This is a genomic window from Paenibacillus physcomitrellae (assembly GCF_002240225.1).
GTDB classification, from domain to species: Bacteria; Bacillota; Bacilli; order Paenibacillales; family Paenibacillaceae; genus Fontibacillus; species Fontibacillus physcomitrellae.
This window is the reverse complement of sequence record NZ_CP022584.1, coordinates 3,157,579-3,181,303: the sequence shown is the minus strand read 5'-3', so window position 1 is coordinate 3,181,303 and position 23,725 is coordinate 3,157,579. Positions and strand designations below refer to the sequence as shown.

The window sequence follows — 23,725 nt, the reverse complement described above, 5'->3', positions numbered from 1 at the left end:
ACAGAAAATGAAGCTTTCCAAGATCAAAGTCATTGTTACATTTATCTGCGTGTTTCTACTCGGAGTCGGAGTCGCCTCAGCTGCCACGAACTCCATTCTCAAGATTGGACTGGATGGGTTTACTCTCGATATGACCAAATCTAAGGGCAAAGTCCAGGTAGGAAACAAAATGGTTCCCGCAACGATCGCTCAGAACGGAACGACTTACATTGCCGCACCCGCCATCGGAACGGTTTTTCAGGCTAATTATGCCTTTGATTCCAAAACTGGCACGTTCATGTTCAAGAGTCATAAGGAAGATGAGGACAAAGCTCAAATTAAGGAGCTTCAGGGACAGGTTTCAACACTGAAGCAATTGTTAGCCCAAACACAATCCAATAAAGATAAGGCTGAAGGTTGGCTAGAGTACCGCTCAAAGCATTTTACCTTGCTCTATACGAAGCAATTTGAAAAGGACGTCGAGAAAGCCGCCGCTGATTTCGAACAGGGATACAACGTAGCAACCACTGAGTTTGCATCCCTTCTTCCTGGGGTTGGCAACATTCTAAACGATGACCTGCACCCGATCTACATTTATTTGCATCCCTCTGCTTCCGATAACGTTGACGAGGGCAACGCTTATAACAAAACCTTTGGCACAGGCGAAGTCCTAAAGACCGAAATTCATGTCCTCACACCATCAGCCTATCAAAAGAAAGGGTACACGCTAGAAGGCGGACTATACGACGAGGACTACTTCACCCATTTGTTCAAGCATGAATTCATCCATACACCGCAAACAATCATACAAGAGAAATACCGAGAAAAGAAAACAGGATGGTTTACTGGCGGAGAAAATATGCAGTGGATCAAAGAAGGGCAAGCAGAATACCTCGCTGCAAAAGGCACCGACGATCTCAAGAAAAGTGAGGCATACTGGAAGCCAATCATTCTCAAAAACCCGGAGGAACATATCACCATTTTCAAAGACAATGTCTCCGTAAAGACGCAATATATCGGTGGTTATATGTTTACTGCATTCTTGTACGAGACTTACGGAAACGCTAAATTTAATAGCTTCCTGTCCAGTTCTATGCCGACATTAGAAAAGGCCTTTGTTGAAACGTTCGGCAGCTTCGAACAAGTTAACAAGAAATGGATGGACTGGTTGAAAGAATAGAAAAACGGACATATAGCAAGCCCTTAAGGGCTATTCCCAGAGAATGAGCACCCGCTCGTTCTCTTTTTTTTCGCCTCTCTATCTCCAATTGAGTGAAACTTTTAGTTAGAGGGAGCTTGAGAGAGATTTTTTTAACCCATAAGTGCTTTCCGGCAGCCCCCCCTCCCGAGTCGCAAAGTGACCATGACGAAAACGTCGGAATTCGCGAAATGACAAATTGGGAGTTCATTTTGTATACTCAAACGCATATCGCGCGATTCATTTTACAAATACGAAAGGAATTTCAACACATGCTGAACGAAGCTCTTCAATATCTGCAACTGCAATTTCCAATTATCCCCCTATGTTCACATGACCATTCTTGCATGTCGAGGATACACCTTTCAACATGCAAGTCTCCTGGCAAACGACCGCTTATTAAAAATTGGCAAGACGCTGGGATTCCTTCTGAACAACAGGTAAAGGACTGGTTCAGGCGTTGGCCTACGGCCAACATTGGTATTATTCTGGGGATATCCTCTGGCCTTGTTGCGCTCGATGTGGACGGCCCGTTTGGATTCGCTAAATTGGAAGAGCTCGCTGGCGGTAATCTGCCAGAGACATGGCAATTTTCCACTCCCGGTGGAGGCATGCGGTACCTTTTCTCTATCCCGCCGGGAATAGGCTGTCCAAAATTCACCTTCCGCGACCCCGATACCAGCCATCAACATTCAGAACTGGCCATTTTGGGAGACGGCTCCTGTACGGTGCTGCCTCCATCTCTGCACAGAAACGGAGGTACATACGCATGGATCAAATCACCAGAATGGCCCGGCCTGCAGTAGCACAGGACTGGATGCTAGGGAGACAAACTCCTCGTGTAGAGAAACGCCTCTTTTCAGAGCATCCTGATGGCGTGCTTGTTCGCCTGGCTGAGCACTGTCCTGCTTTTGCCGAGGATTTCGATATCCAGCGCAAGGACGGACTTCCGGAAGAACACTGGCACCAGTGGACATCTCTCTTGGTGAAATCCGGACAGTCGGATGCCGCACTGGCATTTTCAAAAGCTTCCACGAAGCACACTGAGCACAGTGAAGAGCGGATAGCCGCTCTCGAATCAGAAGCCAATCGTGGAACGACACGGTGCGCAACGTTCGGTTGCGACGAGGCCCAAATTTTTAAATGCCACGGGGGAAACATTCGGCGGAATGAAGGGGGCGAAATCACCAATAGTCCCGGCAAATTCGCTGCTCGTCCAAAACTTTCATCTCGACAAAACAAGCCTAGCAAGCAGGGACAAAATCTCACCGAAGTCGGTTTCAGTCTGGATCGGAACACAGGCCGCCCCAATAGGCTGAATGCCAATGTTTTTTCAAAGCATGTGGTCGATACGCGTCTGGATTTGGTTTATGTGCAGCCTGGACGCTTTTACCTGTATACCAATGGAGTATGGGGGCTGCTCGACGACAATACGCTCCGAAGAATGCTACGGGACATTCTTCATGAGTATGTGCCCAATTTTTGGACTCCCGCCATTGAAGAGCAGTACATGCAGGCGCTTGCGCTTGACACCCCTTCAGTGAAACAGATGGACACGAAACGCCAGTTCATCAATCTGGAGAATGGCATGCTGGACTTGCGTAAGTTCGAACTCGTTCCGCACGACAAGAGTTTTTACTCCACCATCCGTATTCCTATTGCCTATGATCCAGAGGCAAAATGCCCGACCTTCCGAAACTTCCTGCGTCAAGTTTTTGAAGAGGACAAGGAGCGGATCAAGCTGGTCCGAGAAATGTTCGGCTACTGCCTGACCTCGGAAGTCAGCGCGCAAAAGGCGTTCATTCTCTTCGGGAAAGGAGCCAACGGGAAGAGCGTTCTGGCCGATGTACTGGAAACGATCATTGGTCCTTCCAATACTTGTGCGCTGACACTCAACGACCTTGAAAAGCCCTTTGCCCGCTCCGAATTGGTAGACAAGCAGCTTATTCTTTCTACCGAGAACGAGACGGATTCTAGAGGGATCAATACTCAATTCCTAAAGGCGATCACTTCAGGCGACGCCATTCGTGTCGAACGCAAGCATGAGCAAGGCTTCATGTACCGTCCTTTTTGCAAGGTCGTCCTAGGGATGAACAACTTGCCGAATTCGCGTGACAAAAGCTATGCCTTCATTCGTCGTCTTATTATTATTCCCTTCAATCGGACCTTCGACAAAGACGAAGCTGACGTTCATTTGACGGATAAGTTGAAGCGGGAGTTGCCTGGAATTTTAAATTTTGCGCTTTTGGGGCTGAATCGATTACGAAAAAACGGCTTCATTTTCACCCAATCCGAGGCATCACAGCAGGCCTTAAGAGCTTACGAGGAAGAACTCAACCCCATTGCCCTATTCGTCGAGGAAGCGATCGAAAAAGGAGCAGCAGAGGATAGGGTCTCAAATGATAAACTGGCAAAGATCTATCGGATCTGGTGCCAGAGGAATGGTCATTCCCACCCACTGTCGAATCAGCGCCTGATCTCCGCCGTCCGCTCGGCTCTTCAGGCTAAAGGGATCAAGGCAGAGCCAGGCAAGAGCGGAGGGGTGCGTCACTGTTCGGGAATTCGATTAAAGGTCACCGTGACCAATGATGGCCCCAACGACTTTACAGTCGTAGATGATATCGAGTCAATGGAATAAGGAGAGCGCCAACCATGATTCTGACTCAATCCCGCTTAGATGAAGAGCCGTCAAATGATCTGTTTCTTATTCCCTGCCAGATTGTTGAGGTCGAGATCATCAGAAGCAAGCTGCCTACGCCATCGAACGTAAGCCTACCCGATTACATGACAGTTAAAGCAACCTTTAGGCGGAAAGATACGGGAACTCGCCTTACTCGGAGCGTTTACAAGGAACGAATGCGGGAACTGGCCGCCCTTAAACCCAACCTTTGGAGCAGCCCTTACCCTGCTGTCGAGCTGCGAAGGCTCCAAAAAAGCTGGTGCGTTTTAGCACTCGATGGGGACGAGAGGCTGCTCGGAATCTTTACTTACGAGGACTTCTGCCTTCCTCCAGAACCAGAGCCGGAAAAGAAGGCTTCACCCAAGCACTCCAAGAGACGAAGACGGCTAAAAAAGTCTCCAGCGCATCACTCCTGAAGGTCCGAGACCAATTGGGTTCTGAATCTGACTTTTTGAAGGGACGGTCGGGGCACTCTTAGGGGCACAACCCACCGAAGTGCCCTGCCCGCGCATCTCATTCACTCAAAGGTCTCGCTGACCCTGTGGCACTTGTGTCGATAGAATCAAAAAAAACAAAGAAGAAAAAAAATCCTTCTTTTTCCGCTGCCATACGAAGTTCTGATCCGAAGTGCCACGGCGCCCCAAAAGATGTTAAGCCCATGAGATGCAAGGAGTCCCAGAAAAAAAGACTTGGAGAAGCGCCCCTTCGCGTGTCCCTGACTGCCCATCCATGACGAGGTCCAGTACTTGTCTGACAGGGAACATTCATGTCTCAAGAGTTCAACCCCTGCACAAAAGAAATGGTAACGAAACAGGTCAAATTTCAAGCAAATATTATCACTTTGTACCCCTAGAGTAACAGAGGGATCACTATTTGCTGGGAGGAGAACCGATTGCTGAACATTAGTTGCGAGAAAGATATTATACAGCTGAAAGAAAAGCTTCATCCCGACCTCATTTACATTACGACGCATGAGTTCGACTTACTCTTCGAAATGCTGGGATCGGAGCAAGAGGTGTCACCCTTCAGGTTAGATGACAATGGTTACGGAATTGTCTGGTTGGAACCTGAGGAGGAGAACTCCGCTCTTCGCAGTCTGGGCCTGGCATCACCTTTCTATTATGTAGAGTACGTTGAAATCTACACTCTCAATGTCGGGCAGTACTACAGAATTATGATTATGTACGATAACGACTGCTGTCGAATAATTTTCTCACGGCTTGGAACACAAAACGCCGATCTGGAAGCATGGCTGAAAGAACAAACTCGCAAAGGGATGAACATGGTGCGATGAGAGATCCCAACCTGAAGTCTGCAAGGCGAATCCAGATTGTCAGCCTCCGAATGGTCAGAGAACAGGCCTCTATCCTCTTCCCGCAGCGCAAGATTTCCAAGCCAGCGGATGCAGCCGAGTTATTTCGTCAGTTCATCGGAGACTGCGACCGAGAAGTATTCTGCATCATGACACTGGACACCAAAAATCAACCTACTGCCTTGCACCAAGTATCTTGCGGAACACTGAACGCATCTCTCGTCCATCCGCGAGAAACTTACAAACTTGCCATTCTATCCAATGCTGCTTCAATCATCGGCTGCCACAACCATCCGAGCGGAGACCCGACACCGAGCCCGGAAGATGTGGAGCTCACAGAGCGAATCCGGGATGCAGGTTCCCTTTTGGGCATTGAGCTTCTTGACCATATTGTCCTCGGAGAAGGCAGCTTCATCAGCTTGAAAGAAAGAGGATTCATGTAACCTTGCATTGGATTCTACTATCAAAAACTAAGGAGGAGATCTGATGAATAAGATTCAGGATTTAAGCGAACAAGGCCTCTTCATCGACATCCTTGCCGACATGATTTTCCAGTACCTCGATGCCGAACAGGAGCGGCAACAGCGAGCGGCCTTCTGGCTCGATTACCTTATAGACTTGGGCATCGAAGCCCGGATCGTCGCGTAGGGATTAGCTTAATGAATCACGAAAAACAATCCGCCGCCCTTTACACTCGCGTTTCAACTGAGCAGCAGGTCGAAGGCTTCAGCCTGGACGCCCAGAGAAACGCCCTTCTGGACTACTGCCGCAAGTCTCACATCGATGTTCACAAGGTCTATGTCGACGCGGGTCGCTCGGGCAAGTCCATCGATGGCCGACCGGCACTCCGCGAACTTCTGGAAGACGCCCGCAGCGGTCGCTTCCAGCAAGTCGTGTGCCTGCGGTTGAATCGGCTTTCCCGCAAACTGGCCGATCTCCTGCACATCGTCGAGCTGCTGGACAGGCACGCCATCGCCCTGCACAGCTTGACCGAAGAACTCCAGACGGACACGCCGATGGGCAAGTTCGCCCTCCAGATGGCTGGGTCCGTGGCTGAACATGAGAGGCGGCAAATCGCGCAGAACGTACGCCACAGCATGCGACAGCGTAGCAGGCTCGGCAGGTGGAACAGCGGCAATCAGGTTCTCGGATACCGCTGGATCACCCACCCCGACGACCCGCGCCTTTCCTACGTAGAGATCGTGCCCGGGGAGGCCGAGCGGGTCGTCTCCATTTTCGAGATGTACGCCAGCGGTCTTGGCCTGAAGGCTATTGTCAATCGATTGAATCAGGAAGGACACAAGACCAAGCGCGGCAAGGCCTTCCATAGCATTTCAGTACGCGGCATCCTGACCAACGTGAACTACATCGGCAAGATCACTTATACGGATGAAAAGGGCAGCAGACAAATGGTGGACAGCGAACACGAGTCAATCGTCCCGATAGAACTTTGGGAGCATGTGCAGCTGCGGCTTGCCGGAAGCTCATGCCCGCCAACCAAGCGCACCACGCGTCCCTTCCCGCTGTCCGGGCTGCTCAAGTGCCCGTGCTGCGGAAGCAGTATGATTCCGTCCCACGTTTCTCGGAAACGAAAGAACGGCGTTCATTCCAAAAGCTTTTACTATGTGTGCAGCCGCTACAACTCCGGAGGGAGCAAAGTTTGCCGGGCGAACCATATCCGGGCGGATGAGGCCGAAGCCTGGGTCGAATCCCGGGTCCGGCATTTCATCACCCACCCTTCCGTTGCCCAGCGGCTGGTGGAGGAGATCAATCTCAGGCGGGACAAGCAGCTGTTGCCTACTCGGCAGCGATTGAAGCAGATTGACGCACAGCTCGCTTCCCTAAAGCGCCGGAGCATCCGCTGTTACGAGCTTTTTGAGGACGATCACATCGATGCCTCGGAACTCAGAAAAAGACTGGACGAGATTCGGGCCGAATCGGGGCCTCTGGGGGAAGAACGGGAGAAATTAGAGCGATCTGTAGCCGGGCAACCCGAGCGCTCCATTCCAGCGGCGAACATTCGGCAAGCGCTGGACAACTTTCGCCCCCTGCTGCAAAGCGCCTCGCCCGAGCAGCAAAGGGAACTCTACCGAAGCCTTATTGACTACATCGCCGTCCCGCATGACAGGGACATCACGGTGGCGACCATCCAGGGCACGGCAGCCCTGCTGAGCCTGGAGATCCCGCCGATTCCAATAAGGAGGGACAAGCAAGCATGAATCAAACAATAAGAGTCGCCATCTACGCACGCGTCAGTACGGAGGAGCAGGCAGAGCACGGCTACTCCATCGATGCCCAGCTAGAAACCCTGCGCGGATACTGCAAACTGTACAACAGGGTGGTTGCCGGGGAGTATGTCGACCGGGGCGTCAGTGGGAAGAGCTTGAAAGGCCGCTATGAATTGCAAAGGCTTCTACAGGACGCTAAGGAAGGGAAATTAGACGAAGTCATCGTCTGGAAGTTCAATCGGATGGCCCGCAAGAACATTGACCTGCTACAGATCGTCGATCTGCTGGAGAAAAACAATGTCGCATTTCAATCTTTCACCGAGAAGTTTGACACGAGCACATCAATGGGAAAATTCGCCCTGCAAATGATGGGCGCTGTGGGAGAGCTGGAACGTAACACGATTGTAGACAACGTGAAGATGGGCCACAGACAACGCGCCAGAACAGGCAAGCACAACGGCAAGGTTCCACTCGGCTATCGGAGCATCAAGGTCGACGAACGCGGAAGAGAGACGAGGATCGTCGTCATCGAGGATGAGGCAGTACTCGTTCGCAATATTTTCGAGCAATATGCCGCCGGTCACGGTCTGAAAGCGATCGCCAACGACCTGAACCACCGGGGCCACAAGACCAAGACGGGCAAGCCCTTCTCCACTTGTGCCATCCGAGACATTCTCGACAATCCAATGTTTGTAGGCAAAATCCGCTACAACCGCTATGAGAACTGGGCGGAGAGACGACGCAAAGGCAAAACCTCAGAGATCATACTTGTTGAAGGCCATCATCCGGCGATCATCTCTGAAGAGTTATGGGAGAAGGTACAGCTCCTGCGGCAGAAGAAGAGTGTCATGCCGAAGAAGCGTTTCGAGGGGGAATACCTGCTGACCGGGCTCATCCGATGCCCCGAATGCGGCGCGGCGATGACCGCAAGCCGTACAGTGAACCGGGCGAAGGACGGGACGAAGATCGTCCGCATGTACTACTCCTGCGGTCGCTTTCGCAGCCAGGGCAGTTCGGTCTGCCACGCCAACAGCGTCCGCAAGGATGAGGCCGAAAAAGCCGTGACGGAGCGCATCCGGCAGGCAGTGACTCAGCCTCACATTCTCAAGAAAGTCGTACGCAGCATCAATGAGCACAGATCGGGGCGCATCAAGCCGCTTCGCGACGAACTGGCGGCAGTCCAGGCCCGCATCGACAAGCTGGAGGAAAGGAAGCACAAGTACCTTGGGCTGTACGAAATGGACGAGATCGACCGTGACCTATTCGCGGGACGCCTAAACGACCTGAACAGTGAGCTCGACACTGATCTTACCCGCCGGTCGAAGCTTGAACTTGAACTCCGCGACGATCAGGCCGAGCCCGTCTCATACGAGTTCGTACATTCCTTGGTGGAAAGGTTCGACGCCCTGCTCCACTGCTCGCCGTTCCCGCAGCGGAAGACCCTGATGCACCTGATCGTGAAGAAGATCACGCTGGACGATAGGAAGCGCGTCTGCAGCGTCGAGCTCGCCTTCAACGATGAGACCGAGAAGCATTTTTTAAGTGTAGCCCCTTTCGCTGATAACATGGCGGAAGGGGCTTTTCCTTTGTCCGGAAAAGCCCATCTTCTAAATCAAACAATCAAAGTTTGTATCTAAATAACTCATTGATTTAGTCTATTCAATAGCCCCCTCACTCTTCCTTACCTACATTATAGTTTCTCTTCACCTGACACATCGGCATTTCTATCCTCGCGTATTAGCTTGTCCATCTTCTGGCGCTCGAAGAACTTTACAATGCTATGTGAAAGAGTAGGCACGTTATTCCTTGTTGAGGTTGTGATTGACAAGGTCCTTGCAAGCTTGAGAATAGCTCCCTTGGATTGGAACTGTTCATTTTCCTGAAGATATTTTGTCAATTCTTCAGAACTCATTTTTGACATCATACTGATTAACTCTTCCGAAATACTGAAATCAACTTCATTTTCGTTTTTCGTGATATTACCTGACTTCTCCCTCTTATTAGCTCGAACCATTTTATATATATCATCAAGCGCTTCCTCAATAGCGACATCATCATACAATGAAAGAATCGCTGACATTTTACTTAATATTACTGATAACTCTTTTGCCTCCATCTTCAGACCTCCTTAAATTATTTTTGTAACAAATTCATTTATTAGATTTTCAAAGTAGTCCGATTGTTTGTTTGCATTTTGATTAGACCTTGGCAAATGCTCGTATGCATAAATTGGAAGATTTACTGAAGCAGCAACTGAAATCCCATCTCCATCGGTAATATATTTTTCAAAAACATACCCTGGGTGCTGTGCCCCTATAGAGGTTAAGGTTTCCTGATGTGTTCGTTTTGGGCCTCCCCCATACTCATCTACCATATTGAAGACTATTCCCCCAAATTTGGTATCCTTATACTCTTCTCCATATTCAGCGTATCGATGCATGTTTCTATAGTCTTCATTAAACTTCTCCATGTAGTCCCTTATCAAGGAAATTCCCGTTGTTGATAGAAAATCCGGAATTGCCGGAACTACGAAGTAATCGCTTGCATAGAAGGCATTTTGTGTTACTAAATTAACATTGGGAGGGCAATCTACAAGAACATAGTCGTAATCACCCGCTACTTGATCAATCACTCTTTTGAGTATCGCAAGCTTTTCAATTTCAAACCCAGTTTCTTCTTTGTGGTCTCTCCCTGATTTTCTTGACCGAGCTAACCGCAGGTCTAATAATACTAACTCTTGATGGGATAAAATCATATCTACATTTGTATAAACGTAACCAGGTTTGCTATTAACCACTCGATCCTGAATGACCGATTTTGCGTCAATTACTGTATCACTAAAATAAGAATCAAATACCGATTTTAGTGAGTAGGTACCTTTTGTATACACTTTATCGACATACGATTCAACGCCAAGTGCTAAAAAGGAAAGGTTACACTGCGGGTCTAAATCTATTAACAAAACTCTTTTTCCGTGGAACTTGTTTAATCCAATCCCAATTTGTAATGTAAGCGTAGTTTTACCCACGCCACCTTTCCAATTTATCATACTTACAACAACTGGCATTCACATCTACTCCTTATTTTGGTGGTATCTCCTAACTCTATTTTACCTATTCTCTTGCAGGACTTCTATCCTAATTGATATTTATTTTTAGCCATACGAAATAGGAGCAGCTGCCCGCTGCCCCGTAAAAATGTAATTTCAATTATCCAGTACGTTGCCCCTAAACCTATAATTACCATAACATTTATAGTGGCAGTATTTCGATATATTTCGCCCTACTTATGATACGGTTCCCCCCGATTGATCTTCACCGCCCGATAAATCTGCTCCGTCAGCACCAGCCGCATCAGCTGATGCGGCAGGGTCATGCGCCCGAAGCACAGCTTCTGCTGTGCCCGGCGCAGCACGGCATCGGCGAGCCCGTGGCTGCCGCCGATGATGAACACGACATGGCTCGACCCGTAGGTGCCGAGCCTGTCGAGCTCTGCGGCAAGCTCTTCCGAGCTCCAGAGCTTGCCGTCCAGCGTAAGGGCGATGACATGCGCATCGCCCTTCACGTGCGCGAGGATGCGTTCGCCCTCGCGGTCTTTGACAATGCCGACCTCAGCGAAGCTCAGCGTGTCGGGCGCTTTTTCATCGGGGACCTCGATGATCTGGAACTTCACGTACGGGCCAAGGCGTTTAGCGTATTCGGCTATGCCTTGGACGAGATATTTTTCCTTCAATTTGCCGACGCCGATGATTTGAATCAACATAACAAAACCTCCATCTATGTAAACGGTTAAGGGAGACGCTAGTCAAGCGGACCTTCTATAACTCCTTATAATCTCCTATAATCCACTATTATTCCTTATTATTCCCTATTGCTCCCTATTTCCCATTTCCCCCGCCATTTCCCTTCCTACAGACAATTCTTCCGCCATTATAACATTCTTTAAAAAATCCCTCGAAAAATGTAATTTTCCGTCTATCCCAAACCAGACCGCGTCAGGTACAATAGGCCAGTATGCATTCTGGTATCGGCAGAATCAGCGCATTTGAACTTTATTGGAGGATTTAGAAACAACCATGCAAACTTCTAGCACTACGCAGCAAGTAAAAGTATTAACGGCGGATCCCAGCGCGATCGGCCTATTTGGGCTGGCAATCGTTACTCTGGTGGCTTCGTCGCAAAAGCTCGGCCTCACGGACGGGCTAAGCCTTATCATTCCGTGGGCGATTTTTCTGGGGGCGTTTGCCCAGCTGTTCGCCTGCATCCAGGATGCCAAACACAACAACACCTTCGGCATGACGGCCTTTGGCGCGTACGCCTTCTTCTGGTTCGCCACAGCCAGCAGCTGGATGGTAAAAATGGGCGTCTTCGGCCCTGCGCTGGCAGCCGACGTCGACGGAAAGCAGCTGGGCTTTGCTTTTGCCGGCTACCTGATCTTTACGCTGTTCATGACGATCGGCGCGATGGAGACACACAAAGTGTTGTTCTTTATCTTCGTTCTTATCGACCTGCTGTTTATAGGCCTGACCTTCGACGCGTTTGGCGCGCCTGAAGCGTTCCATACCCTGGCGGCATACGCGGAAATGGGTATCGGCCTGCTGTCCCTGTACGGCTGCGGCGCTGCGGTGCTGAACACGCATTTCGGCCGGGTTTTCCTACCCATTGGCCGTCCGTTCGGCATTTTCAAACCGCGCGGTTAACCCAGCAACGAACTCACCTACAAAAAATAATTCCAGCCCCGCACGCCGATCCGTGCCGGGGCTGTTTCTATTCCGCCCTATAATGGCGCGCTCAAAACTGAGCGATCAGAACGGGGCAACCAGAGAACCAGAACAGGGTGACCGGAGCTGAACCACCAGCACGGAGCTGCCAGCGCAGAACGCTTAGCACGCGCAGCAAACAAAAAAAGAGCGCCTCAACCGTACGTTTCCGCTCCCGGCCAACCCGCTCTTTCCCGCTTACAGAGTTCATCGCTACCCCGTATATCACTTACACAGTTCATCCCTTATACAGGTTCATCACTTTCCCAGCTAGTCACTTACGCAGTCAGTAAATTACTCCTTCAGAAACCTTACAATCTTGCCCTTCAGAAATTTTACGCCTTCACAAACCCAAGCCCTCTAAACCACCAGGAACTGCCCTGCTTTCTCGCATTCCGCACATTTAGCCGGAGGATCCCAGTCGGCAAACTCGGTTTCTTTCAGGTCTACAATGTCAGGCGCATCTTCATATTCATCGACAAACATGTCGATCGCCAGTTCCAAATGTTCTTTGCATACTACGTACATTCCGTCAAGCATCCTTTCTCTTGCGCCCGGCCCTGAGGGCCGGACGTTACCGCGTCTACCTATAGCCTAGCACATTTTAAGTCCTATTGGCATTAAGCGCAGCCGCCTTAGAACTTCATTTACCAGGGCAGAACGCCATTATTCGCTAACCTTCCTTACTATTCTCCATTTTTCCCAAAAAAACTAAAGCCGGGCGCAACTTTCTGCATCCCGGCTCCCCCGTTTAAAGCATTAGCTCATCGAGCTCTGCGAGTACCTTGAAGCGTTATTTCCCGGAGTCATCCGATTCCGCTCCGTCCTGACCGGACGGATCCGACGAACCATCGCCATCCGGATTCGCTTCCGCGTCGGCCGGCTTCTCGATCAGCTTCAACGTTGTCGTCTGCAGCTTGCCGCCCCGGTAATAGGTCACGTCCATATTATCGCCGATCTTCTTCTCGTCGTACAGATATTTGCGAAGCTCCAGCGTTGAATTGATCTTCGTTTTGTCCAGCTGGACGATAACATCGTTGAGCTCCAGGCCCGCTTGCGCCGCAGGTCCATGGGCTTCCAGCACCAGAACGCCCTGCGTCACGTCTTCAGGAAGCTTCAAATCCTGGCGCTGCTCCTCCGTCAAAGGCGAATAAGGATTGTCTAGATCAAGCGAATACACGCCGAGGTACGGCCGGGAAATCTTGCCGTACTTCATCAGCTCGTCGACCGTCTTCATGACCTGATCCGTAGGGATCGCAAAGCCCAGGCCTTCCACGCCGGTGTCGGCAATCTTCATCGTGTTGATCCCGATCACCTTGCCGTTCAAATCGGCCAAAGCGCCGCCGCTGTTGCCTTCGTTAATCGCCGCATCGGTCTGAATGACCTCCTGCTCCCAATCATAAACGCCGTCCTGATTGAGGGAGACCGGCACAATCCGGTGCGTATAGCTGATAATCCCGGAAGTCTGCGTGCCGCTGAGACCCAGCGGATTGCCAACGGCGATTACAGTCTCGCCAAGGCGCAGCTTGGTGGAATCGCCAATGTCGGCCACAGCTGTAATCCCTTCGTCGTCAATCTCCAGCAGAGCAATATCGGTAACCGAATCCTGGCCGACGATCTTGGCTTTCTTCGAGACGCCGTCTGCCGTCACAACCACCAGATTTCGAGTATCTTCAATCACGTGATTATTCGTTACAATGTAGGCTTTGCCGCTGTCCTTCTTAATAATTACGCCCGAGCCCAGTGCCGAAGAGGAGGAAGAAGGGTCCTCAGACACACCAGCGGACACGCTGTCGGATTGATAATTAACAATGCTTACCACCGCAGGGCGGACCTTGGCTGAAGCCTGAATAATCTTCTCATCGTAATCATCGCCGCCGCTTGAGCTGACTGCAAGTGCGCCGGCATGTTGGGTTGAGGAGGGGAGTCCTGTAATATAACTGAACAAAACAACGGCAATTACGGAGCTGAGTACCGAACATATAACGGCAATCTGCGTGGTGGTAAGCCCTTTACGGCTCTTGCGGGGCGTACTCCATTTCCCTTCGGTGCCTTTGACCAAACGGGCCTTTCTGGTTACTTTCGTGGAATAAAAATCATCATCAAACAATCCCATTTTAAAATGCTCCCCTCCGTGCTTTCTTCCGGCTTGCTTGTTATCTGTCTCCTCCGGCTGTCTCAGCCAAAAACATCCGGAAGGTGATTCCTGATCACACGGGCCAATTCCACCGCGTTTCATTTCATTTTCAAAACAGGAGGTTAAAGGGGCCCGGAGCAGAATCCATCTTCATCATATGCGGCCGGATAGCCGATATTCTCAAGCGTTTCGCCCCTAAGCCGCATCTTGCTGAAGCTCCACTTCCAGGTCTGCAATCTGGTTCAAAATGCTCAGTTGCGCTCAATCTTTTTACTCTAAATACGTTCAATTATGCTCTACATCCATATGCCCCGTATTCACCGCAGCGGCGAACGATCGGAGCAATAAGCAACTTTGCCTATTCTTTTACTTTATATACGGTTCAACAAGCGGGATTGTTGCCCTCTTTCCAGCTTTTTCTTCAAACCTGTTCCCCTTTCAAGGAACATCCGCCGGATTCAGGAATATTTCGCCAGCCTGGCGACTATACTAGTAACCATTGATAGATTCATTTTATCACAATCCGACCGTCATAGAAGATCATTCATATAGGTAAAATGAACCAAATATCGGCTATCCCTGAACGCATTTTCATGAAACGACCACCAAGCCCCTGAAGGCTCAAGTTCAAGCCGTCTCTCGTACCTTTTATTACCCTTTTCGCTGCTAACTTCACCCTATTTCACAAAAAAAACCGGCCTCCGCTTTCTCAGCGGGGAACCGGCCAATGCCAATTGACTTATCCTTGTACCAACTGGGCCTGCCTTCTGCCAACTGGCCTAGTCTTCTATCAAATGACTTCCTTATAACGATCTCAAGTCAGCCTTCAACACTCAAATCCAGGACCAAGGAGCGATCAACGATGGAATCCTCTTTCTCCCCAATGAATGAAGTCAACATGCTCGCCAAGCTTGCCGATCTGAAGGACGGCCATTACCACAATCTGCTGATGCTCAGCGTGATGATGGAGCTGTTAATTGAGAAAGGCATCCTGACCCGCGAAGAAGTCGAGGAACGGGCCCTTCGGCTCGACGGGTTTATAAATCCCCCACCTTATCCCATGGCGTAGGGCGGTCGTAATACGTTTCGCAGAGTTTGAACTCGCTGTCCTTGAAGAAGCAGCCGCGGTCCTCCATCGCTTCCCGGACGGACATCTTCGCCAGGTCGAGCATGTTGTGCTCGCGGCTCAGGTGAGCCAGATACGTCCGCTTCACGCGGCCGTTCATCAGCAGGCTCATCACTTCGCCCGCCGCTTCGTTGGACAAGTGCCCCATATCGCCGAGAATCCGGCGTTTGATGTTCCACGGATAACGGCCCATCCGCAGCATCTCCACGTCATGATTCGCTTCCAGCACCAGTACGTCAGAACCGGAGATGGCCTGCATCACCCGGTCGCTCGCATACCCCAGGTCGGTCACGACGCTGAGCTTCTCTTTGCCGTCATAGAAGCAGTAGCCCACAGGCTCCGCCGCGTCATGCGACACCGGAAAAGATTCCACCCGCAGCGATCCGAAATCCTTCGTCTCGCCCGTGCCAAAGACGCGCCGGTTCTCGTCCGGAATCGCGCCGATATGCTTCTCCATCGCCGCCCAGGTCAGCTCATTGGCATAGACCGGCAAATTGTATTTGCGCGCCACTGCTCCAAGCCCTTTAATATGGTCGGAATGCTCGTGCGTCACCAGAATGCCGTTCAATTCCCCGCCGGCCACTTCCCGTTCCGAAAGAAGCTCGTCTATTCGGCGGGCGCTGAAGCCCGCATCGATCATCAGTTTAATATCTTCGTAAGCGATCACCGTCGCGTTCCCGGTTGAACCGCTGGACAACACCGTAAAACGTATACCCATTTTCCCCATTACTCCTTTGTTTTATCACTCCCGGCGCTGATGACATCACCGCTGATCCCCTGCACGTAGAACACCTCTCCGCTTTCCAGCACAAACCGCCATGCCGGGGCAGCTACCTGCGCATCCGAGTTGAACAATTCCCCATAATACCCGAGCTCAATCGATTTGACAACCGAGTCATTTGGCAAATAGTTCTCAACCAGATTGCCCAGCGCCTTGGAGGCCGACAGCACCCGCTGCCCTTCTTCCTCCCCGATCGAACTGATTTCAATCCGCTGCTCCGTATAGGAGACAATCCGCTGCTCGCTGTAATACAGCACCAGATCGACCCGGAACAGCGGGTATTTCCCTTCGACCAGCGGATGCATCACAAACTTCCCTTCGCCGTCCTCCACCGGATCATACCGATAATTCCCAATGTCGGGAATGCTGTCCTTCAGCCCTGTAACGAGCTCATCCGGTGAGAAAATCAGCTTGCTGTACACCGTCTTGTCCAGCATCCTCGGCTTTTCGCCGTCCATATCGGCAAAGCGGTAATTGATCTTCGGCAGCTCCGGCGTTTCCGTCGGAATCGCCGCGGCCACCTTGATGTTCTTCGTGTCCATCGCCCTCTGCACATTGCCAGCCAGGGAGGTCAGATCCGGACTTTCGTCCGCCTGCTCGCGCAAATCGGTCCAAAGCTGATAACCCAGCACCAGGTTCAGCAGTAAAAACGCGTAGATCAGCACATTTTTCGCCCGGCTCCAATCCAAATCCTTAACCTCCTTCGCTTTGCGGCTTTGTGCAGGCAGCCTGCCGCCGCCTTGCCTTCATCCGCTTATTGCAAGACCTGCACCGTACCATCCTCAAGCTCCAGCACCCATACCGCCTTAAGCGTTATTCCCGCTTCTCCCATAGACGGCCGATAACCCGGATAAAGCGCGGTTATCCGGCTGTTCTTCGCTGCGGCCGCAACCCGGGCCTGCAGATCCTCGCCGTAAGGGAGCTGAACGATCCGCTTGGACTGGTTCTCCGTCTTCACATAAAGCATCGACCGTTCATACCCCGTTGTCGTGCCTTCGCGCATCTCCAGCTTCATGATGCCGTAATGGAAATCCGGCACGTCGATGATCGGGTAATTGTCGTAATACTGCTGGAAGCGGACCGTTTGCTTGCCGTCGGTCTCTTCCCCAAGCTCCATGCGGTAACGCCCGCTCCAGCCGCCGTGCTGGTTGACGAAATCAACCGCAGACAGCGCGTTCTTGTCCGGGCTGGTCTCGCCGGTCGCCGGAACCGCCGGATCGGTATAATTGATCCAGTTCCGGTTCTGTTTGACCTGCAGACTACGCTTGGAATCGGTGTAGATCTCCGATCCGTCCTTCTCCCGGATATTGCGGGTAATGCTCGGATCAAAGAAGCTGCGCTGCATCTGTTCCAGCGTATACTGGCCCGTCTCCAGCGTGCTCTCTACCATCTCAATCGGCTTGTCCGGCACGTAATAGGTGTTATCCACGAGTGTATAAGGCATCCAGCTTCGCCCGAAATCTACGTGCTGCTTCAAATCCTGTACGGTCAAATCGGCTTTGGCCGCCTCATAAACAACATCTCCTTGTACGCTGAAGAAGAAGACATGCACCTTGTCCTCGTTCTTGGAGCTGTACAGAAAGATCCGGTCAATGCTTTCGCTCTCAAAGAGCGGATCCGGGGCGATCTGCATAATCTTTTGCAACAGCGGCACCGGGATGCCCGTCCCGAACTCCAGCTCGATGCCTTCATCTTCACTGCGGATCTTCGCCCAGTCCCTGCTTTGCGCCACATCGCGCTGGAACCCGTCGAACTGCCGTCCCTGCAGGCGGGAGAAGATCAAATTATAGAACGTCGAATCCGGATAAAAAACCGTGTGTTTATTGTCGCCCAGATGCACGACCAGCTGTTTCGGAAAAATCATGCTGGAAGCTTCCATCGCAGCTCCCATATTCTCCGTAGCCACATAGTCATTCTCCGTCTTCACGACCGGATTCGTACCCGGCAGCCTGTAAATAAGAAAATAGCTCTGCACCAGACTGGCCGCGATCAGAAGCGCAAGCGCAGCCGATTTCAGCGTCTCCTTCATGCCTGTTCGCCCCCTTCAGGCCGGGTAGGCAGCGTAAAGGTCACCTTTGTGCCTTTGGTGAGCTCGGAATACAGCTCAATCTTGCCTCCGTGAGCCATTACGATTTCCCGGGCAATCGACAGACCGAGACCGGTGCCGCCCATATTGCGCGACCTTGCTTTATCCACCCGGTAAAAGCGCTCGAAGATCCGGCTTAAATCCTTCTTCGGAATGCCGATTCCGTTGTCCTGGACGGAAATTTCGACCATGCCGTCTGAGGTCTCGGCGGCTCCAATGGTGATGGCCCCGCCTTCCGGTGTATATTTCATCGCATTGGAGACGAGATTGTCCAGCACCTGATCAATTTGGTCGCGGTCCATCCAGACCGGATCGATCTCATCTTCCAGCTGAATATGCGAGGTGATACCCTTCTGCTTCATCTGGAAAGCAAAACGGTCCTCCACGTCCTCCAGCATCTCCCTCAAGTCGGTCTGCTGCTTGCGCAGCGAGGCCTCCTTCGAGTCCAGCCTGGACAGATGCAGCAGATCTGTAACCAGCCGGATCATCCGCTCCGTCTCGTTCTGGATGACATGCACGAAACGCGGACCGAGCTCCGGATGCTCCAGAGCCCCATCCTCCAGCGCTTCCGTATAGCTCTTGATCGTCGTCAGCGGCGTGCGCAGCTCATGCGACACGTTGGCCACGAACTCGCGCCGGGCCGTGTCCAGCTTCTCCTGCTCCGTCACGTCCTGGAGCACGGCGATCGTGCCGATGATGCCTAATCCCCGGCGGTGGATCGGCGTAAACGTCACGCGGACCAGCGAAGGCTCGTCCGGCGTTCCACCCGTCTCCAGCAGGGCCGGCGGCAGCGTGCCCTGCAGCAGATCCTCCTGCTGCGCCGAAGGCAGCTGCAGCACATCCGCGATGTCCCGGCCGTTCTCGTCATGCTCCAGCTGGAGCATGGCGGCTGCGCGGCGGTTCATCAGGATGATTTTTCCGGCTTCATCGGTAGCGATTACGCCATCGCTCATATTCGTCAGAATGGAGGCGAGCTTCTCCTTCTCTTCCTCATTCTGGGCCAGCGCATCGCGCAGCCGGCTCGTCATATAGTTGAACGCATGGCTCAGCTGACCAATCTCGTCGCTGCCCAGCACAGGCATGACCTGATTGAAGTCGCCTTCCGCCACGGCGGTCGCCCGCTTCGTCAGCTCCTTGATCGGCGATGTGATCGTATGCGCCAGAATAACGCCAAGAATGGCGGTCAGCACAAGCGCAATCAATAAACCGGATATAAAAATGCTGTTAATCCGCTCCATCGTGCTGTACAAATCGCTCAGCGAAGCGGCGATGTAGACAGCGCCGACGATTTTGCCGCCGCTGACGACCGGCTTGGCGACGACCTTTTTCCGGATATCGTCATCGTCAATAATGTATTCCTCGTTATCGCTGATCCCCTGCAAGGCGCGGCTGACCACGGTTTGCGTGTTCTTGCGCCCGACATAATCGGCATGGGCCGGTTTGGACGTTGTCAGCACCTTGCCGCTTGCGTCCAGCACCTGAATCTCCGCCCCGTTGATGTTGAATAGGTTGTTGGCCAGCACCCGCAGGTTGTCTAAAGACTCGTCAGCAGCTCCCGTTCCGGCCGTTGTCCCGCCCAAATTCTGGGCCACCAGCACCGACAGCAGCTCAGCTCTGGATTCCAGATCCTTCGTAAAATTGCTGATCAGCGAATTCTTCATCGCACTGACGAAATAGACGCCGATCAGCTGCATGGCAATCAGAATCAGCAGCACGTAAATCATGATCAGGCGCGCCTGAATCGTGCGGACGAAAGAAGGCAGCTTCATGCTAGAAACCGCCATTCTTTGTACTTCGGATCAAATAACCCAGCCCCCGGCGGGTCAAGATGACCTCCGGTTTGCCCGGATCGCTTTCGATCTTCTCCCGCAGCCTGCGGATCGTCACGTCCACCGTCCGGACGTCGCCAAAATATTCAAATCCCCACACCGCCTGGAGCAGATGCTCGCGCGTCATCACTTTCCCGGCGTTGCGGGCCATATAATAAAGCAGCTCATACTCACGATGCGTCAAGTCCAGCGGTTCGCCGTTCTTATACACCGTATACATATCCGTATCGATAAACAGATCATACAGGTGGATGCCCTGCGGGGCAGCCGGCGTTTCTTCCTCCGTCACCTGGGCTTTCGCCTGGCGGCGCATCTGTGCCTTCACGCGGGCCAGCAGCTCCCGGGCGCTGAACGGCTTGGTGACGTAATCGTCCGCTCCCAGCTCGAGGCCAAGCACCTTGTCGATCTCGCCGTCTTTGGCGGTCAGCATGATGATCGGCGTCTCCAGCCGGGCGCGTACCTCGCGGCATACGTCCATCCCGTCCTTGCCGGGCAGCATCAGGTCGAGCAGAATCAGGTCAGGGCGCTCCGAGAAAGCGAGCTCTACAGCTTCAATACCGTCGAAGGCCAAAATGACCTCGTAGCCCTCTTTTTCCAAATTAAACTTCAAAATATCTGCAATCGGCTGTTCGTCGTCTACGACCAGGATTTTCCCCTGCATATGAATAGATTCACCCGCCTAACAAACTTTCTTATTCTGGCTCTATTTTAACATAACTGGATGGGCTGCTCCTAAATTGCTTAAAAAAAGCTGGGCATTCTCTATCCCCGGCCCTAACGGAAAAAACCACCCGCCGAGGCGGATGGTTCCGGTTCTTGTCTGCTATAGAAAATAGGAAGATCAGTTCAAATATTTCGTCGGATTCTGAAGTTCTCCGTTTTTATGAATCTCGAAATGGAGGTGAATGCCGGTAGAATGCCCAGTGCTGCCCATGATGCCGATTTTGTCACCCTGGCTCACATTATCTCCGGTGCTGACGCTGATTTTGCTGAGGTGTCCGTACAAGGTTTCATAGCCGTTCGCATGTTTGATCACGATGCAGTTGCCGTAACCCGTCTTGACCCCGGTAAAAGTAACCTTGCCGTCCGCCGCTGCATGAATCGTATAGTTGGAGGAGATCATGTCTGTGCCTTTATGCATCTCTCCCCAGCGGGTGCCGAAAGGACTTGTGATCGTCGGCGAAGAAATCGGCCAAGCGAACATAGAGGAGGACGAAGACGCCGATGTTTTCTTGGCTGAAGCTTTGACAATCTTCATGGTGCCTTTGACGATAATCTTCGGCGAGGTAGCCTTGGTCACGGTTTGACCGATGAACTGCTTGCTGACAACCTTTCCGTTCTCTTTAACGACCTCATAGTTCATGATCTTGCTGCCATGCGCGCCCGGAGAAGCAATAACCGTCTTGCCTTCAGCCAGCTTCGAATTCGTGCGGGTCTCTACCGGCGGCTCGGTCACAACCGATTCATAAGTGCGTTCAACGGACTGAACCGTCAACGTATGGCTCGCCTTCTTAATGTTCAGCTCCTGGCCGATTTGCACTTTGAGCTCGGACAGACCCGGATTCAGCTGAAAAATCTCTTTCTGCGTGGTGCCCATCCGTTTGGCAATTTCGGAGATCGTGTCTCCTTCTTTCACCTTATAGGTAACGGACTCCTCTTTGTCCTGCAGCAGCCGCTTGGCGGCCTCTTCGACGGACAAAACCTGATCCGCACTGCCGGCAAAAGGCTCCGCCTCAATCTTTTCAACAAACTTGACCGACTCCACCTGCGGAACGGAGGAAGAAGAGGTGGTCTTAGCCGCTGTCTTCTTCGTCTTGGCCAAAGGTGTTGGAACGGCCGAGTCGCTGGCCGATAGACGGGTCAGCTTAATAGAATCCGTCGACACTGGTGCCGAACCGGGGACGTATTTGCTTGATACTTCATTAAGTACCTCCGCAGCCGCTGCCTCATCCTTCACTACGGCCACTGTTTCCCCGCCGATCTTGATCTCGACGCCTTCCGCGTGGTAAGGAAGCAGCTCTTCCAGCTTGTCCAGAGTCGCCTTGCTGTCCACATCCGCTTTATATTCCTTCTGCAGCTCGGTGGTTACGCTATCCGTCCGCAGGACGATGTTCGCGTCCGGATACTGCTTGTCCAGCTCGGCCTGCCTCTCCTTGTAAGCCTGCTCCAGCTGGGACGTATTCTTGATGCCGCCAATTTCCTGGCCATTATAATAGACATGATAATAAGGGACTTTGTTTGCTTCGACATATTGATGACCGGCAAGGAAGATGCCGCCAGCCAGCAGGACGGTTCCTGCGCTAAGGATCACTTTTCTGGATTTCAAAAATTTCATTAACCCAGGCTGGGCTTGGTCCTTTTGAACTTGTTCCTGATTCAAATCGTTCATCTTGCACTCCTTCACCCCTGAAACCTGCTGTCAAACCTGGTTTTAACCCGTTACATTCGACAAAAAAAAGTTTCAAAATTTTAACCTTTTTTACACTATGCTAACTTTAACATAGCCCCGGGAACAATTTCAACTTTGTTCACAAATGCGAAAAACCCGCGATTTCCGCGGGTTTCAGCTTGCCTTGCTCTTTTTTTCAAAAAATTAACTATTCCATTCGAATCCTCACCCTCAAGCACAGACCTTTTGAATTTTTGGTGAACATGCCTGCTCTATTTGAGAATTTTGAGCATTTTCGCGTAATCGTCTTTGCTCAGATATTTGGAAAGAATCTGCTGAATCTCCAGCAGCTCGGTTTCCGTAAGCCCGCCTTCCATCGCTGTCGTAATCTTCTGCATCTCGGTTTCCGGCAGTTTGTTCATCAGCATGGAGAAGACCTCTTCCTTCTCATCCGCCGGAATATCATCCTTCTTGGCCGACAGCTGATCCGGCGTGACGACCGGATCTTGTCCCTGACTCCCCTCCGTGTCCGAATCGATGCCGCCGCCTATCACGGGCAGAGCGTCATCGGAGGCAGAGCCGCCTGAGCCGGATGCCCCCGCTCCGTTCGTTGTGCTGGCGCCCGAGCTACCGTCTCTGATAGTGCTTCCACTTCCGATGCCGTCCCCGCCGCTGCCAGAGCCGTCCGCTCCCTGAACGTCTCCCGAAGAAAGATCCCCTTCTTCCCCTGTATTTGTGTCCGCCTCATTGCTGGTCGTCCCGCTCGTACTGCTGTCAGGAGTCAGAACATCGCTCGTGCCAGATGATGCCTGGTTCCCGGCCTTGTCGCCGGCATCGTCAGCATCATCCCCGCTATCGCCGCCATCGCCGCCGCCCGGCAGTCCGAAAGCAGCCAGACTATCCGGCTCCTGCTCTTCCGAGGAGCTGCCGGAAGACGGGCCGTTCCAGCCCAGCTTGAGCACGCTGCCCAACCCGGAGGGCTGGCCTTCCCATTTGATGTTCATGCTGCTCAGCAGCGACTGGACATAACCATTAACAACAAGTCCCGTGGTCAGCACGGTCAAACCGCATATCAGAATGGTCGCCGCCATCCCCAGCAATATCCGATAAACCCATTTCATTTCCTTACTCCTCCTTAAGCGAAACAACTGAATAGAAGATTGGCATTAGAACTTGAGCTGTTTGTAGCCCTTCAATCCGTTTGTCATAGCCGAGACGAGA

General features: G+C 51.9%; 23 protein-coding genes. 10 read left to right on the top strand and 13 right to left on the bottom strand.

Features of this window, described 5'->3' with window-relative positions; all coding sequences use genetic code 11:
• Positions 1 to 7: 7 nt before the first annotated feature.
• The 8 genes from CBE73_RS14460 to CBE73_RS14425 all read left to right on the top strand — a co-directional run bounded on the left by CBE73_RS14460 (position 8) and on the right by CBE73_RS14425 (position 9,034).
• Complete coding sequence (locus CBE73_RS14460) at positions 8 to 1,159, top strand: hypothetical protein (RefSeq protein ID WP_157739571.1); 1,152 nt, start codon at positions 8 to 10, stop codon at positions 1,157 to 1,159.
• A 290-nt stretch (positions 1,160 to 1,449) separates the two neighbouring features.
• The gene (locus CBE73_RS14455; protein WP_157739569.1) at positions 1,450 to 1,983 is read left to right on the top strand and encodes a bifunctional DNA primase/polymerase; all 534 of its coding nucleotides are present in this window, start codon (positions 1,450 to 1,452) and stop codon (positions 1,981 to 1,983) included.
• Positions 1,947 to 3,815 carry a DNA primase family protein gene (locus tag CBE73_RS14450; RefSeq protein WP_094094801.1) on the top strand — a complete coding sequence of 623 codons (1,869 nt, stop codon included), beginning with the start codon at positions 1,947 to 1,949 and terminating at the stop codon, positions 3,813 to 3,815. The genes CBE73_RS14455 and CBE73_RS14450 overlap by 37 nt, the downstream gene beginning before the upstream one ends.
• Positions 3,816 to 4,749: 934 nt before the next feature.
• Positions 4,750 to 5,151 (top strand): hypothetical protein, encoded by a 402-nt coding sequence (locus tag CBE73_RS14440; RefSeq protein WP_094094799.1) that lies wholly within the window; start codon positions 4,750 to 4,752, stop codon positions 5,149 to 5,151.
• The gene (locus CBE73_RS14435; protein ID WP_094094798.1) at positions 5,148 to 5,612 is read left to right on the top strand and encodes a JAB domain-containing protein; all 465 of its coding nucleotides are present in this window, start codon (positions 5,148 to 5,150) and stop codon (positions 5,610 to 5,612) included. The genes CBE73_RS14440 and CBE73_RS14435 overlap by 4 nt, the downstream gene beginning before the upstream one ends.
• A gap of 43 nt (positions 5,613 to 5,655) precedes the next feature.
• Positions 5,656 to 5,817 (top strand): hypothetical protein, encoded by a 162-nt coding sequence (locus tag CBE73_RS21950; protein WP_157739567.1) that lies wholly within the window; start codon positions 5,656 to 5,658, stop codon positions 5,815 to 5,817.
• Positions 5,818 to 5,828: 11 nt separating this feature from the next.
• Complete coding sequence (locus CBE73_RS14430) at positions 5,829 to 7,388, top strand: recombinase family protein (RefSeq protein WP_094094797.1); 1,560 nt, start codon at positions 5,829 to 5,831, stop codon at positions 7,386 to 7,388.
• Positions 7,385 to 9,034 carry a recombinase family protein gene (locus CBE73_RS14425; RefSeq protein WP_094094796.1) on the top strand — a complete coding sequence of 550 codons (1,650 nt, stop codon included), beginning with the start codon at positions 7,385 to 7,387 and terminating at the stop codon, positions 9,032 to 9,034. The genes CBE73_RS14430 and CBE73_RS14425 overlap by 4 nt, the downstream gene beginning before the upstream one ends.
• A 53-nt stretch (positions 9,035 to 9,087) precedes the next feature.
• On the opposite strand, the gene CBE73_RS14420 is transcribed toward CBE73_RS14425, so the two are convergent.
• From CBE73_RS14420 to rlmH, 3 genes are all read right to left on the bottom strand, one after another.
• Entirely contained in the window at positions 9,088 to 9,513 is a 426-nt protein-coding gene (locus CBE73_RS14420) for a hypothetical protein (protein WP_094094795.1), read from the bottom strand.
• Positions 9,514 to 9,525: 12 nt separating this feature from the next.
• Positions 9,526 to 10,464, bottom strand: coding sequence for a ParA family protein (locus CBE73_RS14415; RefSeq protein ID WP_094094794.1), 939 nt, complete (start codon positions 10,462 to 10,464; stop codon positions 9,526 to 9,528).
• Positions 10,465 to 10,679: 215 nt separating this feature from the next.
• Positions 10,680 to 11,159, bottom strand: a complete 480-nt coding sequence (gene rlmH, locus CBE73_RS14410) for a 23S rRNA (pseudouridine(1915)-N(3))-methyltransferase RlmH (RefSeq protein WP_094094793.1) — start codon at positions 11,157 to 11,159, stop codon at positions 10,680 to 10,682.
• Positions 11,160 to 11,472: 313 nt separating this feature from the next.
• Here rlmH and CBE73_RS14405 point away from each other — a divergent pair, with 313 nt between their 5' ends.
• On the top strand, positions 11,473 to 12,096 hold the full coding sequence (locus CBE73_RS14405) for an acetate uptake transporter (protein ID WP_094094792.1): 624 nt from the start codon (positions 11,473 to 11,475) through the stop codon (positions 12,094 to 12,096).
• A gap of 91 nt (positions 12,097 to 12,187) precedes the next feature.
• On the opposite strand, the gene CBE73_RS21945 is transcribed toward CBE73_RS14405, so the two are convergent.
• From CBE73_RS21945 to CBE73_RS14395, 3 genes are all read right to left on the bottom strand, one after another.
• Positions 12,188 to 12,385 (bottom strand): hypothetical protein, encoded by a 198-nt coding sequence (locus tag CBE73_RS21945; RefSeq protein WP_157739565.1) that lies wholly within the window; start codon positions 12,383 to 12,385, stop codon positions 12,188 to 12,190.
• Positions 12,386 to 12,516: 131 nt separating this feature from the next.
• On the bottom strand, positions 12,517 to 12,684 hold the full coding sequence (locus CBE73_RS14400) for a CxxH/CxxC protein (protein WP_094094791.1): 168 nt from the start codon (positions 12,682 to 12,684) through the stop codon (positions 12,517 to 12,519).
• 265 nt (positions 12,685 to 12,949) lie between these two features.
• Positions 12,950 to 14,272, bottom strand: coding sequence for a S1C family serine protease (locus CBE73_RS14395; RefSeq protein ID WP_094094790.1), 1,323 nt, complete (start codon positions 14,270 to 14,272; stop codon positions 12,950 to 12,952).
• Positions 14,273 to 15,155: 883 nt separating this feature from the next.
• On the opposite strand from CBE73_RS14395, the gene CBE73_RS14390 reads away from it, so the two are divergent.
• Positions 15,156 to 15,362 (top strand): hypothetical protein, encoded by a 207-nt coding sequence (locus CBE73_RS14390; protein WP_094094789.1) that lies wholly within the window; start codon positions 15,156 to 15,158, stop codon positions 15,360 to 15,362.
• Here the strand turns inward: CBE73_RS14390 and CBE73_RS14385 are convergent.
• From CBE73_RS14385 to CBE73_RS14355, 7 genes are all read right to left on the bottom strand, one after another.
• Positions 15,331 to 16,137 carry an MBL fold metallo-hydrolase gene (locus CBE73_RS14385; protein WP_094094788.1) on the bottom strand — a complete coding sequence of 269 codons (807 nt, stop codon included), beginning with the start codon at positions 16,135 to 16,137 and terminating at the stop codon, positions 15,331 to 15,333. The two genes, CBE73_RS14390 and CBE73_RS14385, sit on opposite strands and share 32 nt — an antisense overlap.
• Before the next feature lie 8 nt (positions 16,138 to 16,145).
• Complete coding sequence (gene yycI, locus CBE73_RS14380) at positions 16,146 to 16,889, bottom strand: two-component system regulatory protein YycI (protein ID WP_094094787.1); 744 nt, start codon at positions 16,887 to 16,889, stop codon at positions 16,146 to 16,148.
• A 65-nt stretch (positions 16,890 to 16,954) separates the two neighbouring features.
• The gene (locus CBE73_RS14375; RefSeq protein ID WP_094094786.1) at positions 16,955 to 18,229 is read right to left on the bottom strand and encodes a YycH family regulatory protein; all 1,275 of its coding nucleotides are present in this window, start codon (positions 18,227 to 18,229) and stop codon (positions 16,955 to 16,957) included.
• Positions 18,226 to 20,055, bottom strand: a complete 1,830-nt coding sequence (walK, locus tag CBE73_RS14370) for a cell wall metabolism sensor histidine kinase WalK (protein ID WP_094094785.1) — start codon at positions 20,053 to 20,055, stop codon at positions 18,226 to 18,228. Before walK ends, CBE73_RS14375 begins: the two co-directional genes overlap by 4 nt.
• 1 nt (position 20,056) lies before the next feature.
• Entirely contained in the window at positions 20,057 to 20,776 is a 720-nt protein-coding gene (gene yycF / locus CBE73_RS14365; protein ID WP_094094784.1) for a response regulator YycF, read from the bottom strand.
• 180 nt (positions 20,777 to 20,956) lie between these two features.
• Positions 20,957 to 22,504, bottom strand: coding sequence for a M23 family metallopeptidase (locus CBE73_RS14360; RefSeq protein WP_094094783.1), 1,548 nt, complete (start codon positions 22,502 to 22,504; stop codon positions 20,957 to 20,959).
• A 272-nt stretch (positions 22,505 to 22,776) separates the two neighbouring features.
• The gene (locus CBE73_RS14355; protein WP_094094782.1) at positions 22,777 to 23,625 is read right to left on the bottom strand and encodes a hypothetical protein; all 849 of its coding nucleotides are present in this window, start codon (positions 23,623 to 23,625) and stop codon (positions 22,777 to 22,779) included.
• Positions 23,626 to 23,725 lie beyond the last annotated feature (100 nt).

Excerpts from the sequence above, each read along its gene's own strand:
- CBE73_RS14460 (WP_157739571.1), top strand. The coding sequence starts at position 8 with ATGAAGCTTTCCAAGATCAAAGTCATTGTTACATTTATCTGCGTGTTT.
- CBE73_RS14455 (WP_157739569.1), top strand. The coding sequence starts at position 1,450 with ATGCTGAACGAAGCTCTTCAATATCTGCAACTGCAATTTCCAATTATC.
- CBE73_RS14450 (WP_094094801.1), top strand. The coding sequence starts at position 1,947 with ATGGATCAAATCACCAGAATGGCCCGGCCTGCAGTAGCACAGGACTGG.
- CBE73_RS14435 (WP_094094798.1), top strand. The coding sequence starts at position 5,148 with ATGAGAGATCCCAACCTGAAGTCTGCAAGGCGAATCCAGATTGTCAGC.
- CBE73_RS21950 (WP_157739567.1), top strand. The coding sequence starts at position 5,656 with ATGAATAAGATTCAGGATTTAAGCGAACAAGGCCTCTTCATCGACATC.
- CBE73_RS14430 (WP_094094797.1), top strand. The coding sequence starts at position 5,829 with ATGAATCACGAAAAACAATCCGCCGCCCTTTACACTCGCGTTTCAACT.
- CBE73_RS14425 (WP_094094796.1), top strand. The coding sequence starts at position 7,385 with ATGAATCAAACAATAAGAGTCGCCATCTACGCACGCGTCAGTACGGAG.
- CBE73_RS14420 (WP_094094795.1), bottom strand. The coding sequence starts at position 9,513 with ATGGAGGCAAAAGAGTTATCAGTAATATTAAGTAAAATGTCAGCGATT.
- CBE73_RS14415 (WP_094094794.1), bottom strand. The coding sequence starts at position 10,464 with ATGCCAGTTGTTGTAAGTATGATAAATTGGAAAGGTGGCGTGGGTAAA.
- rlmH (WP_094094793.1), bottom strand. The coding sequence starts at position 11,159 with ATGTTGATTCAAATCATCGGCGTCGGCAAATTGAAGGAAAAATATCTC.
- CBE73_RS14405 (WP_094094792.1), top strand. The coding sequence starts at position 11,473 with ATGCAAACTTCTAGCACTACGCAGCAAGTAAAAGTATTAACGGCGGAT.
- CBE73_RS14400 (WP_094094791.1), bottom strand. The coding sequence starts at position 12,684 with ATGTACGTAGTATGCAAAGAACATTTGGAACTGGCGATCGACATGTTT.
- CBE73_RS14395 (WP_094094790.1), bottom strand. The coding sequence starts at position 14,272 with ATGGGATTGTTTGATGATGATTTTTATTCCACGAAAGTAACCAGAAAG.
- CBE73_RS14390 (WP_094094789.1), top strand. The coding sequence starts at position 15,156 with ATGGAATCCTCTTTCTCCCCAATGAATGAAGTCAACATGCTCGCCAAG.
- CBE73_RS14385 (WP_094094788.1), bottom strand. The coding sequence starts at position 16,137 with ATGGGTATACGTTTTACGGTGTTGTCCAGCGGTTCAACCGGGAACGCG.
- CBE73_RS14375 (WP_094094786.1), bottom strand. The coding sequence starts at position 18,229 with ATGAAGGAGACGCTGAAATCGGCTGCGCTTGCGCTTCTGATCGCGGCC.
- walK (WP_094094785.1), bottom strand. The coding sequence starts at position 20,055 with ATGAAGCTGCCTTCTTTCGTCCGCACGATTCAGGCGCGCCTGATCATG.
- yycF (WP_094094784.1), bottom strand. The coding sequence starts at position 20,776 with ATGCAGGGGAAAATCCTGGTCGTAGACGACGAACAGCCGATTGCAGAT.
- CBE73_RS14360 (WP_094094783.1), bottom strand. The coding sequence starts at position 22,504 with ATGAACGATTTGAATCAGGAACAAGTTCAAAAGGACCAAGCCCAGCCT.
- CBE73_RS14355 (WP_094094782.1), bottom strand. The coding sequence starts at position 23,625 with ATGAAATGGGTTTATCGGATATTGCTGGGGATGGCGGCGACCATTCTG.